The sequence below is a fragment of the Bacillus sp. M5A3_1b genome (genome assembly GCF_053345335.1).
Map to the genome: position 1 here is coordinate 1 of NZ_JBKEZY010000004.1, position 13206 is coordinate 13206.

The 13206-nt window shown below is 31.7% G+C and carries 8 protein-coding genes, 2 pseudogenes and 1 riboswitch; of the genes and pseudogenes, 9 read left to right on the forward strand and 1 reads right to left on the reverse strand.

All coding sequences use genetic code 11. The features are described 5' to 3' along the window. Positions 1 to 193 precede the first annotated feature (193 nt). The 6 genes and pseudogenes from ACLBWW_RS12540 to ACLBWW_RS12565 form a co-directional block, all read left to right on the forward strand. Positions 194 to 1060: pseudogene (locus ACLBWW_RS12540) on the forward strand (cytochrome P450); the annotation flags it as partial. A 113-nt stretch (positions 1061 to 1173) separates the two neighbouring features. Next, positions 1174 to 1752 carry a cysteine dioxygenase family protein gene (locus ACLBWW_RS12545; protein ID WP_098047614.1) on the forward strand — a complete coding sequence of 193 codons (579 nt, stop codon included), beginning with the start codon at positions 1174 to 1176 and terminating at the stop codon, positions 1750 to 1752. A 177-nt stretch (positions 1753 to 1929) separates the two neighbouring features. Next, positions 1930 to 2781 carry an HAD family hydrolase gene (locus ACLBWW_RS12550; RefSeq protein ID WP_098132785.1) on the forward strand — a complete coding sequence of 284 codons (852 nt, stop codon included), beginning with the start codon at positions 1930 to 1932 and terminating at the stop codon, positions 2779 to 2781. Between the two features lie 460 nt (positions 2782 to 3241). Then, on the forward strand, positions 3242 to 5029 hold the full coding sequence (locus ACLBWW_RS12555) for a PAS domain-containing sensor histidine kinase (RefSeq protein WP_098067889.1): 1788 nt from the start codon (positions 3242 to 3244) through the stop codon (positions 5027 to 5029). A 222-nt stretch (positions 5030 to 5251) separates the two neighbouring features. After that, positions 5252 to 7368, forward strand: a pseudogene (locus ACLBWW_RS12560) (peptidoglycan D,D-transpeptidase FtsI family protein). 337 nt (positions 7369 to 7705) lie between these two features. Continuing rightward, the gene (locus ACLBWW_RS12565) at positions 7706 to 8884 is read left to right on the forward strand and encodes a macrolide family glycosyltransferase (RefSeq protein ID WP_098132784.1); all 1179 of its coding nucleotides are present in this window, start codon (positions 7706 to 7708) and stop codon (positions 8882 to 8884) included. Between the two features lie 49 nt (positions 8885 to 8933). Here the strand turns inward: ACLBWW_RS12565 and ACLBWW_RS12570 are convergent, their stop codons facing one another. Beyond that, on the reverse strand, positions 8934 to 9614 hold the full coding sequence (locus ACLBWW_RS12570) for an aspartate/glutamate racemase family protein (protein WP_048547145.1): 681 nt from the start codon (positions 9612 to 9614) through the stop codon (positions 8934 to 8936). A 154-nt stretch (positions 9615 to 9768) separates the two neighbouring features. Then, positions 9769 to 9884, forward strand: a riboswitch (SAM riboswitch). A gap of 138 nt (positions 9885 to 10022) precedes the next feature. On the opposite strand from ACLBWW_RS12570, the gene ACLBWW_RS12575 reads away from it, so the two are divergent. The 3 genes from ACLBWW_RS12575 to ACLBWW_RS12585 are packed head-to-tail and all read left to right on the forward strand — an operon-like array spanning position 10023 to position 13078. Then, entirely contained in the window at positions 10023 to 10571 is a 549-nt protein-coding gene (locus ACLBWW_RS12575; protein WP_001038206.1) for an ECF-type riboflavin transporter substrate-binding protein, read from the forward strand. Positions 10572 to 10581: 10 nt separating this feature from the next. Continuing rightward, positions 10582 to 12285 (forward strand): ABC transporter ATP-binding protein, encoded by a 1704-nt coding sequence (locus tag ACLBWW_RS12580; protein ID WP_048547146.1) that lies wholly within the window; start codon positions 10582 to 10584, stop codon positions 12283 to 12285. Further along, positions 12278 to 13078, forward strand: a complete 801-nt coding sequence (locus ACLBWW_RS12585) for an energy-coupling factor transporter transmembrane component T family protein (protein ID WP_098080144.1) — start codon at positions 12278 to 12280, stop codon at positions 13076 to 13078. Before ACLBWW_RS12580 ends, ACLBWW_RS12585 begins: the two co-directional genes overlap by 8 nt. The last annotated feature ends 128 nt before the right edge of the window (positions 13079 to 13206 follow it).

The window sequence follows — 13206 nt, forward strand, 5'->3', positions numbered from 1 at the left end:
TAATCTTCCAATAATTGAAGTACCAGCAATCTTATTTATGGAAAAGGATTTTGAAAAAATAAAGACTTATATAGACAATTATTTTTCTAATAACTCATAAAGAAAATAAAAGTACAGTAAAAAGAAGTCCGATAAAAAACGAGTGGCTTAGAATATTTCTATTAATCATTCGTTTTTTATTATATTTACATATCAGTCTATCGCAAATAAACTTGTACAACATATCGGGAAATATAGTGAGGTTAATATCGTTGAAGAGTTTGCTGCACCTTTACCTGTTACCGTCATATCCGATTTATTACGAGTGCCAACAACTGACCGTAAAAAAATTAAAGAATGGTCTGATATTTTATTTATGCCATATAGTAAAGAAAAATTTAACGATTTGGATGTAGAAAAAGGAATTGCGTTAAATGAATTTAAAACGTACCTGCTTCCAATTGTTCAAGAGAAAAGATATCATTTAACCGACGATATTATTTCAGATTTAATACGAGCTGAATATGAAGGCGAAAGATTAACTGATGAAGAAATAGTTACTTTTTCTTTAGGTTTATTAGCGGCTGGCAATGAAATAACTACTAATTTAATTATTAATAGCTTTTATTGCTTTTTAGTGGATTCACCTGGAACATATAAAGAATTAAGAGAAGAACCTAAATTAATTTCAAAGGCAATTGAGGAAGTATTACGCTATCGATTTCCCGTTACATTAGCTAGGAGGATTACAGAGGATACAAATATATTTGGGCCTTTTATGAAAAAGGATCAAATGATTGTTGCGTGGGTAAGTGCAGCAAATTTAGATGAGAAAAAGTTTTCACAAGCCTCTAAATTTAATATACACCGAATAGGAAATGAAAAGCATTTAACATTTGGTAAAGGTGCTCACTTTTGCTTAGGAGCACCACTTGCACGTTTAGAAGCTGAGATTGCATTAAGAACTTTCATAAATGCTTTTGAAAAAATAGAGTTATCTCCATTGTTCAATTTAGAAAAATGTCTATTGGAAAATGAACAAACGTTAAATTACTTACCTATTCTTTTGAATAATAGGTAAATTGATCAGCAAGGTACAAATTTACTGTACCTTGTTTTTTTATTTCTCAATTGTAAATTTTTAGTTGATTATTTAGTATGGAGATGTGTGAAAAAGAATGGAGGAGGACGCTTATGTTAACGTGTAATGGAAGTAAAACGTTTCAAACGTTCATTAAAGCTGTAACGGATTTAATGGATAGTAATTTATTAGAAGATCAAATTGTTTGTGCGATTGAAAAATTACTAGAAGAACTTTTAGAAAAGAAAACATGGCTTCCTTTAGAAAAACAGAAGGCGAATTCGGCTCAATACGCACGACATTTGTTATATGAAGATCCTTTTAATCGTTTTGAAGTATTAGCTCTTGTATGGAAAGATGGACAATCTACACCTTTACATGATCATGATGGTACATGGGGAGTAGAAGGCGTTTTTACAGGGAGGATAATGGTGCAAAACTTTATACAAACGAAGCAGTTTGAAAATTCACTTGTTTATTTAACACATACAGGAAATCTTTATTTGGGAGAAGGAGAAACAGATAAAGTCATTCCACCAGCTGATTGTCATATTCTTGAAATAGCTAAAAATGAAAGCGTTATCACTATTCATATTTACGGTAAACGTTTAGAAAAGTTTAAAGTATATGTCCCAACTGAAGAAAAGAATGTGTACATGTGTGAGACGAAATATATTAGTTATAGTTCATAGTATAAAATCAAAAACTTTTCTTTAAAAAGAAAAGTTTTTGATTTTATTATTAATTATTTCTTGACCTGAAACGCTTTTCATAAATTATAAATAAGGGGTACTTCACGAGATCAGTATGAAAACGATACCTTTTGTTTATAATGAACTCGTGTATTTATAGAAAGTGGTGAAGAAATAATGAAATTAATCGCAATTGATTTAGATGGAACTCTTCTTTCAGGGAATAAAATGATTAGTAAAGAGAATGCAGAAGCAATTCGAAAATGTCAGGAAGCGGGTCATGTTGTAGCAATTTGTACAGGACGTTCTATCGTCGACATTGAAAGATTGTTGTTAGAAGTTAATTTAGAGTGTCCAATTATTGCGGAAAACGGTGCGCTTATATATAAAGATAAAAAAATGATGAAGAGATATCCAATTCAAAATATGCAAGCACTTGAGATTGTAGAATATCTTGAAGAGAATGGCTTATATTATCAGCTTTATACTGATAAAGGTGTGTATGTACCGGATTATGGAGTAGAGAGTGTACGTAATGAAATTGAGTATGTGAAGAATTCAAAAGAAAATTTCGACTTGAAAGAATTAGAAACGATCGCAGCTTTATACCTTGAGCATACAGCGTTTCATAGTGCAGAAAGTTGTAAACCGATTGTAGAAACTGATATACATGTGCAGAAGCTTTTACCATTTTCTTATAACATAGAAAAATTACAAAAGTTAAAAGCAGCGTTTCTGCATAATACTGATTTAGCAATTACATCTTCATATTGGCATAATTTAGAAATTAATCATCGAGATGCTCAAAAAGGAAATGGATTATATACTTTAGCAGAACATCTAAATATTCCAGTTGAAAATACTGTAGCGATAGGTGATGGGCTAAACGATGTATCCATGATGGAAAAAGCAAACATATCAATTGCAATGGGGAACGCAGTCGAAGAAATAAAAGCAATGTGTAAATACGAAACTTTATCAAATGAAGAACACGGTGTTGCACATGCTTTATATAATTATGTAATGTAATATAAAAAGAAAAAAAGAATCCAAATGGATTCTTTTTTTCTTTTTATTAGGGGTAAGGTATTCTATGAGATTCATAGAAGCCTTATTACTTTTTATTATATAGAATATATTGGAATAAATGTTTATATTTTTCATACTAATTGTGAAAATTTTATGAACTTTATATTTTTTGTATCTTTATACTACTAAAATCGATGTGTATGACTCTGATATTAAAATCCGGTTTCTGCATGAGTACCCGTTTTAGGTTGGTCGTACATTCAGAATTAATATGTGATGAACAAAATACGTACTGATTAAGGATTCATTTTATACGCAAATTCTTCTCTATTTTAATTGAAAAATAAAATTTATTCGAATAATTATTCTGCAGCTATATACCTAAAGGCACATTCTACGTATAATGGAGAAGTATAAAATTTGAATTTGTATTAATTTTACATATTGAGGTGAAAAAGGAATGAATGCGCGGCTAATGGAACTTATTGATGTGAGTACAATAGAAACCATGGCAGAACAGTTTTATAAATTAACCAACATATCACATCAACTTCTTGATGCTGAAAAAGAATGTATATTTTCTTTTGGAATAAATGAAATGAAAATATGTAAACTTCCCAAAATTGAAATCCCCATTTTTTTATACAATCAACATTTAGGATCTTTTGTAGTATGGTCAAACAAAAGTGACATTTTCAATTGTCAAAAATACTTTGAAATGCTTTCAAATCTAATTATAGATGGAGCAACAAAGGTATTTCAAAGTAAAAATACAACGTTGCTTTCTCGAAAAGAGGAGGAACTGCATACGATTTTACAAAACATGCCTGTTATGGTTGATGCGCTTGATTATAATGGAGATTTTGTTTTGTGGAATCGGGAGTGTGAAATTGTAACAGGTTATACAGCTGAAGAAATAATAGGGAATCCAAATGCCCTACAATTATTGTACCCAGATCATAATTATCGTCACCAAATACAAACGAAATTTTTAACTTGTGGAAAAAATTTCAGGGATTGGGAAATGCACTTAACATGTAAAAATGGTGAAATCAAAACAATCATGTGGTCCAATATATCAGAACAGTTTCCTGTAACAGGATATAGCTACTGGGCTGTCGGAGTAGATATTACACATTTAAAAGCGATAGAAGACCAGTTAAAACAACAAACGTCTGAATTGGAATTAATTTTTAAGGCTTTACCAGATTTATGTTTCTTAACAGAAGCTGATGGCACAATTATAGATTATAAAGCAGGATCCCCTTCGAAATTTTACGTACCGGCACAAGCTTTTATGGGAAAAAAGTTTTTCGAAGTATTACCATCTCCAGTAGCACAGCAGTTTCAGGAAGCAATTCATCAAGTGAAGGAAAAAGGGACGAATGTAATTGTTGAGTATCCACTTACAATTAATGGGAGTGTCGATTTCTTTGAAGCTAGATGCTTACCATTATTACATGATAAAATTATGATCATTGTACGCGATATTACAGAACGGAAAAAGACAGAAGAATTGCTAAATAAATCAGATACACTTGCAGCGATTGGTCAATTAGCAGCTGGTGTGGCTCATGAAGTGAGGAACCCATTAACTGTCATTAAAGGGTTTATACAGTTATTTCAAATTAATAAAGAAGATCAAGAAAAATATTTTGATTTAATGCTTTCTGAAATTGAAAGAATAGAAGCGATACTTCAAGAGTTTTTATCAATTGCTAAAACAGATGAGATAAATACAGAACAAAAAAATATTTATCAAATTTATAATAATGTCGTATCGTTAATGAATACAAAAGCAATTATGACGAATATTCAAGTGGAACTATATGCAGACAACAAAGACATAAGCATTGAATGCTCAGAAAATCAATTGAAACAAGTGTTTATTAATATTTTGCAAAATTCAATCGAAGCTATGCCAGATGGCGGGAAAATTACAATTCATATTAAAGAGATAAACGATGAAGGTGTCATTATTCATGTAATTGATGAAGGAATAGGGATACCTGAAGATAGAATTAAGAGATTAGGTGAGCCTTTTTATAGCACGAAAGAAAAAGGTACCGGTATCGGATTAATGTTAAGTTATAAAATCATTGAAAGTCATCAAGGAAATATAAGTATTATGAGTGAAGTTGGAGTCGGGACAACAGTAACGATTTACTTGCCGAAAGCTCAGAGCGAAAAATCTCTATCAAATTATGATGATAGATTCGAATCAATACGTCCAATTATTAACTCTTAAATTACCAAATCCCCAATAACCAAAAGCTTAACTTTTGGTTATTGGGGATTTTTATATTTAATTTAGTAAACTTTACCTTTTCTTAACCTTTGTTTTAATTTCTATTAAGTTTTTATCAGTATATTAATATTTGTGCAAAGTACTGTATAGAAAATGTGCATTACTTTTAATATATAGATTCAATTATAAGTAGGAATTTGATAAGGAGGAGATTATGACAAGGTGAAAAAGCATGAGAAAAAAAGTGGTAGAGCAATACCGACGCGGTTAAATATTTTATTTCTTTGTGTATTTTTATTATTTTCTGCAATGATTATACAGTTAGGTAAAGTGCAAATTTTCGATGGAGAGACTTATAAAAATGAAGTAGAAAAGAGAGAAAATGCAACTGTGAGCCTATCTGTCCCACGTGGAAAAATATTTGATAGAGAAGGGAATCCAGTAGTTGATAATACATCTTTGCGTACGATCACGTACACAAAGATGAAAGGTGTAAAATCAGAAGATATATTAAAAACTGCAAGACAACTTGCAGACATAATTGAAATGCCGCAAGAAGATATAGCTAAGTTAACTGAGACAGATAAGAAAGATTTTTGGATGCAATTAAATCCGAAACTGGCTGAAAATCTAGTATCGAAAAAAGAAATAGATACATTTAGAGAAAAAGATATTAGCGGCAAGAAGCTAGATAAAAAAATAGAAGAGTTAAAAAGAAAACGGGTTACAGATAAAAATCTTCAGGAATTAACAGAGAAAGATATAAAAGTGTTAGCTATTAAAAGTAAGATGACTTCTGGTTATCAAATGGCTCCTCAAATTATTAAAAAAGATGTTAGTGAAAAGGAATTTACTATAATTAGTGAAAGTTTAGCGAATCTCCCAGGTGTAGACGTATCGGTTGATTGGGAGAGAGTGTATGTAAATGATGGATTATTCCGATCTGTTCTTGGAAATGTTTCTAATTCTGATGAAGGATTACCAAGTGAACGATTAGATTACTACTTGGTACGTGATTATAGCCGAAATGATAGGGTTGGAAAAAGTTATATCGAGCAGCAATACGAAGATGTACTTCATGGTACAAAAAAAGAAGTAAGAAGCGTTGCAGATAAACAAGGTAATACAATTAGAACGGAAATCGTTTCTGAGGGAAAGAGCGGTAAGAATTTAACTTTAACAATAGATATGGAATTACAGAAGAAAGTATTGAAAAAATATTAAAGACATATAAAGGGTCAGAATCCATGTTGGACCGTGCTTTCGTTGTGATGATAAATCCGAAAAACGGACAAGTATTATCCATGGCCGGGAAAAGACTTGTAGAAAAAGACGGAAAAACAGAAGTTGAAGACTATGCATTAGGCACAATGACTAGTTCTTATGAGCTTGGATCAACAGTGAAAGGTGCGACAGTTTTAACTGGATTTGAAACGAAAGCTATAACACCAGGTACTTATTTTTATGATGCACCTATGAAGTTTAAAGGAACAAAGGAAAAAAAGTCTTGGAAAGAGTTTGGAAATATTGATGATTTAAGAGCGTTACAAGTCTCTTCAAACGTTTATATGTTTCATACAGCATTAAAAATTGCAGGTGTAGATTATGTGAAAAATAGTTCATTAAATATTAAACAGGAGTACTTTGATAAAATGAGGTATTATTTCAGGCAATTTGGATTAGGTGTTCCAACGGGTATTGATTTACCAAATGAAACAGCTGGACAAATTGGTAAAAAAGATAATCAACCTGGTTTCTTACTAGACTACTCAATTGGCCAGTATGACACCTATACGCCACTTCAACTTGTACAGTATATTTCAACAATCGCAAACGGTGGATATCGAATGAAGCCACAAATTGTTCAAGAGGTAAGAGAGCAAACGTCGCAAAAAGATGAGATTGGTAAAGTGGTGCATGCAGTAGAACCAATTGTTTTAAATAAGATAGATATGAAAGAGGAATATATAAATCAAGTAAAAGAAGGATTTAGAAAGGTATTCCAAGAAGGTGATGGAACAGGAGTAAGGGCGTTCCAAAAAGCATCTTATAAGCCAGCAGGTAAAACAGGGACAGCACAGACAGTATACGGTGGAGAAAGTGATATTGGAAGAAATGAAAAAGGTGAGCGAAGAGAATGTTATAATTTAACGTTAGCAGGATATGCGCCGTATGATAATCCTGAAGTAGCATTCTCTGTAGTTGTGCCGTGGGTTATTAATGATAAATCTGGTATTAACTCTGATATTGGAAAAGAAGTTTTAGATGCTTATTTTGAACTGAAAAATAAGAGATTGACTGGAGAAACTATAAAAATAGATAGCTCTCAAGAAGGTTAAAAACATATGAAATAGTACAGAAACTAGAGTCGACTTATTTAGAAATAGGTTCAAAATGGGTGATAGAAAGGTAAAATCATTCTATCAATTATTCACATTTTATAAAATAAATCATATATTGATAGCATAGGACAAGCTGAAAAGCTTATTCTAACCTCACAGAACACTCCTTATCACGGTTTGGCATCTACTTATGTAGATGCCTTTTTTAATTTAATCACTAACAATTATTTATCAACCTAAAGTAGCAAGCATATTAGGACTATTAGGTGAAGATTGACGGTAATAATTACAGTATGCTTAATAAGCGAATTGAAATGTAAGGAGTGAGAAATAAGTGCTAAATATTTTAGTGATTAATTTTCCAGCAGAGGGACATGTAAATCCTACATTAAGTTTAGTCAAAGCCTATACTGAACGAGGTGATCACGTACATTATATTACGACAGAACAATTTAAAGGCAGAATTGAAGATTTGGGAGCTACTGTATATACACATCCAGATTTATTAAAGGAGATTTCTATTGATTCTGAAACTCCAGATGGGCTGAATTCTTTCTTTCGTGTACATGTTCAAACTTCTTTATATATATTAGAAATTACGAAACAATTATGTGAAAACATACATTTTGATTTCGTAATTTATGATATATTTGGCGCTGGAGAGTTAGTAAAGGAGTATTTACAAATTCCAGGCATAGTTTCTTCTCCTATATTTTTAATTCCTCCAAATTTTTTGGAAACATTACCTTTTCATCCAAATGCAGAAATACCATACCAACCTGATAAAATTTCTGAACAGTTACTATATCAAATGGAACATGAATTTGGAGTAACACCTAAAAATAATCTTCAATTTATGCATAACAAGGGAGATATTACTCTTGTGTACACAAGTCGCTATTTTCAACCTAATAGCGATTTATTTGGAAGAAATAACATTTTTATTGGACCGAGTATTTTAAAGCGTAAAACAAATGTACAGTTTCCATTTGAATTACTTAAAGATAAGAAAGTTATTTATATTTCAATGGGGACACTGCTTGAAGGACTTGAACCATTCTTTAATACTTGCATTGATACTTTCTCAGATTTTGATGGAATAGTTGTAATGGCAATTGGTGATAGAAATGATCGTTCAAAAATTAAGAAAGCGCCAGACAATTTTATAATTGCTTCATACGTACCCCAATCAGAAATATTAAGTGAAGCAGATGTTTTCATTACACATGGTGGTATGAATAGCGTACACGATGCCATTTATTTTAATGTCCCATTTGTTATAATTCCACACGATAAAGACCAGCCAATGATAGCGCAAAGATTAACTGAACTTGAAGCCGCACATCGGTTATTGAAAGAGAATGTTAATGTGCAAACTTTAAATGAAGCGGTAACAGACGTTCTTTCAAATGAAAAATATAAACATGGTATACGAAAACTGAATGATAGTTTTTTAGAATGTGGTGGTACTAAAGAAGCAATTGCAGTGATTACATCTCTTTTAAATAAATAGTTTAGACAATATAAAAGCATAGAGGCACTACCTTTATGCTTTTATATTATTATACTGCAAACTGCACAGCAGTATTTGCATGTAAAAAAGCGGTATCAAAAACAGGTACAGTAAGGTCGTTTTGGGAAATGAGCAATGGTATTTCAGTGCAGCCTAGCAATATACCTTCTGCGCCATTTTGAATTAATGAGTTTGTAATTTGTAATAGCTTTTCTTTTGATGTTTCTGAAATAATTCCTTTACTTAATTCATTTAAAATAACATGATGAATAAAATTTCTTTCCTCTTTATTTGGAATAATTGTCTCAATGTTATAGTTCGCTAGACGTGATTTATAGAAGTCTTGTTCCATCGTTTGTTTCGTACCTAATAGTCCGATCCGTTTTATATTCTGCTCTACCATTTCTTTAGCACTTACATCACCAATATGAAGAAGTGGAATAGATATTGCCTGTTCTACTTCTTCAGCAAATAAATGTACCGTATTGGAACACATTAATAAACATTCAGCCCCGGACTTTTCAACCTTTTTTGCAACTGTGACTAATTCGTTTTTCACTTCTTCGTATTGATGATTTTGTAATAAAGTAGTTACTTCACCAAAGTCCATGCTATATAAAACAAGCTTCGCATTTTGATCGTATTGAGAGAGTGTAAGTGTATTAATATGTTTATAGTATAACGATGTAGCTTCCCAACTTAGTCCACCAATTAAACCGATTACTTTCATCGTACATTCCTCCCGTTACTATTTTGAATTCATTATTTCATAATTCCGATAAGAATACAATGATTTAAATGTACCGTTAAACGAAAAATAAAAAATAATTAGAAAAGTGTTGAAATTTACACTTATTAATGCCATAATACAAATTACAAATTAATACTTATCCAGAGAGGTGGAGGGAACGGCCCTATGAAACCTCAGCAACCCCTATATAACTTTATAGGAAGGTGCTAATTCCGCAGAGGACACGACGTGTTTTTTGGAAGATAAGAGGATTCTTGAACGTGAAGAAAATGACCTCTTATGTAAGGGGTCATTTTTTGTTGTATAGAAAGGGAGTGTCGATGCATAATTCATTTTCAAAATAAATATAGAGTAATAAAAGTTGACTAATACGGGAGGGGAATTGTAATGAACAAATTATCAACAAAGTTAGTAGTAGCAATCGGAATTGGAGCAGCATTATACGGGATATTAGGGCTTTGGGGATTTTCTATTGCACCAAATACATTTATTAAACCTGCATTAGCTATTTTAACCGTTTTTGGAGCGTTATTTGGTCCAGTGGCAGGACTGTTAATAGGACTTATCGGTCATACCGTAACAGATACAATCGCTGGATGGGGTATTTGGTGGGGGTGGGTTATTAGTTCAGGCATTATCGGCTTTGCAATGGGACTCATTCAAAAAAGAGTTAGCTTTAGTGTGAAAAACGGGACGTATAATAAGCGGGATATTTCTTATTTAGCCATTACTGGGTTAATTGGTATTGTCATTGCTATTATATTTGCTGGGGCATTCGATGTTATTGTCATGGGAGAACCATTTGACAAAATTGTTATACAAGTATTAGGAGCGACAATTGCGGATGTTATTGTATTTTTAGTTCTTGGATTGCCAATTACAATAGGTCTAGCTAAATCTAATAAGAAACATACACATTTAAAAATTGAAAAGTAGGGATGTTAACATGCAACCAATCATTTCTTTTGAACAATTCAGTTTTCAATATGAACATGCTGCGCAGCCTACTGTAAAAGACATTACATTTCATATATACCCTGGAGAAAAAGTACTAATCGCTGGACGAAGTGGTTCAGGGAAGTCAACGTTAGCTCATTGTATAAATGGGCTAATCCCCTTTTCTTATGAAGGGATTAGTACTGGTAATATTTTAATTGCCGGAGAAGACCCGAGGAAAGAGAGTGTTTTTGAACTGAGTAAACAGGTAGGCACAATTTTGCAAGATCAAGATGCTCAATTTATTGGTCTTACAGTAGAAGAGGATGTAGCTTTTTATTTAGAAAATGAATGTGTAAATCAAGATGATATGAAAAAGATTGTTTCGAACTCATTAAAAAAGGTAAAGATGCATGCTTTTCATAAACAAAGTCCACATGAATTATCAGGAGGGCAAAAACAAACTGTTTCTTTAGCAGGTTTGTTAACAACAAATGCTGATATATTATTGTTCGATGAACCGTTAGCAAATTTAGATTCAGCAAGTAGTTTACATACAATAGAACTTATTAAAGGCATACATAAACAATATAATAAAACAATTGTAATTATTGAACATCGAATAGAAGAAATGTTAAACCTGGATTTAGATAAAATCATTTTAATGAATGAAGGGGAAATTGTTGCGATAGGGACACCAGAAGAGATTTTAGCGTCAAATATATTACCATCTATCGGCTTAAGAGAGCCTATGTACGTAGAAGTATTAAAGAAATTACAGTTTGATCGTAATAGTGACGTAATATACTACCCACTTGAAAATCTTCAAAGGGAAAGTGTTCGTAGCGTAATAAATGAGTGGATGGAGAAGCAAGTTTCTTGTAAAGGTACTCCTACAAAAAAAGAATTATTGAAAGTAGAGAATTTATCATTCTCCTATCCTAATAAACAAAAAGTATTGGACAATGTAAATTTCTCCATATATGAAGGTGAAATTGTAGCACTTTTGGGCCATAATGGAGCCGGGAAATCAACATTAGCTCATAGTCTTATAGGCATAAACAAAACAAAAAATGATAGGATTGTATTTGATGAAGTAAATATCAATTCTTGGTCTATTCGTAAACGTGGTGAGGTTATATGTTATGTGATGCAAAATCCAAATCATATGATTACACAACCTACTGTTATAGAAGAGGTTTCATTTTCATTAAAATTAAAAAAGTTTTCAAAGGAAGAAATTAAGCTTAGAGCGGAAGAAACATTAAAACTTTGTGGTTTGTATCCATTTCGAAATTGGCCAATTCAGGCATTAAGTTATGGACAAAAGAAGAGAGTAACGATTGCATCTGTACTAATAGCAAATCCGAAACTTATCATATTAGATGAACCGACAGCGGGACAAGATTATTATCATTATAAACAGTTTATGTCGTTTATTAGAAAACTAGCTGTAAAGGGAATATCTTTTATTTTTATCACACATGATATGAATCTCGCTTTAGAATATGCAGACAGAGCGATTGTTCTAGATGAAGGGGAAATTATTGCGAATAATTCCGCGTGCGTTGTATTAGGAGATACAGAAACGTTACAAAGGGCGAACCTAAGGGAAAGTTCTTTATTCAAACTAGTTAAATTTAGTGGAATTTCATATCCTGAAAGGTTTATGGAATATTATTTTGAGGATATTAGGAGGGAGGAAGGTGTATAGTACATATTTTCATCGCATGGATGGAGCAGTGAAATCGTTGTTATTTATCTTTTGTATGACACTTACTTTTTTGTTTTTTGATTTTCGTATATTGCTATTTGTATTTATGATTGGATGTATCGGACTGTTTATTGCTAAAATTCCATTTCGTAAAATTTGCATTGTTTTTACTGTTATATTTACATTTAGTTTATTAAATTCTGTCATGATTTTATTTATTACACCAACTCATGGATCCGAATTAACCGAATCATATACTTCGTTTTTACATATCGGATATGCAACAATCACATATGAAACATTATTTTATGCAGCTACACTTTCATTAAAATATTTTACGTTATTACCATTTACACTTATTTATATATATACGACTGATCCAAGCAAATTTGTGAGTAGCTTAAGTAAATTTCGAATTCATTATAAGATTACATATGCAATAAATATTGCATTACGTTATATACCTGATATTCAGTCCGAATATAAAGTTATTAAACATGCACAAGAGGCGAGAGGAGTAGCTTTTGAAAAAGGAGAAGCAAGTTTATGGATTCGTATGAAAAACCGTGTCTTAATTTTTTGGCCTTTAATTATTCATTCACTAGATAGAATCGATACAGTTTCAAATGCAATGGATTTAAGAGGATTTGGAAAGAAGAATACACGAACTTGGTTTTATACAAATAAAGCGAAAAGCGGGGATTTCATTGCTTTATTTGTAGGTGTTTTTATTTTAATTGTTGCAGTGTATTTAAAGTTACATGTATTTCAAAACTTTTGGTATCCATTTTAAAGCACTCTCAAATGAGTGCTTTTACTTATTTTTATGTGGACATGCTCAAAAAAGGGATATTTACATAATGTATAATACGAACCAGTTAAAATGATCAACTACCTATTAGTTTTCAAACCAAAAGGAGG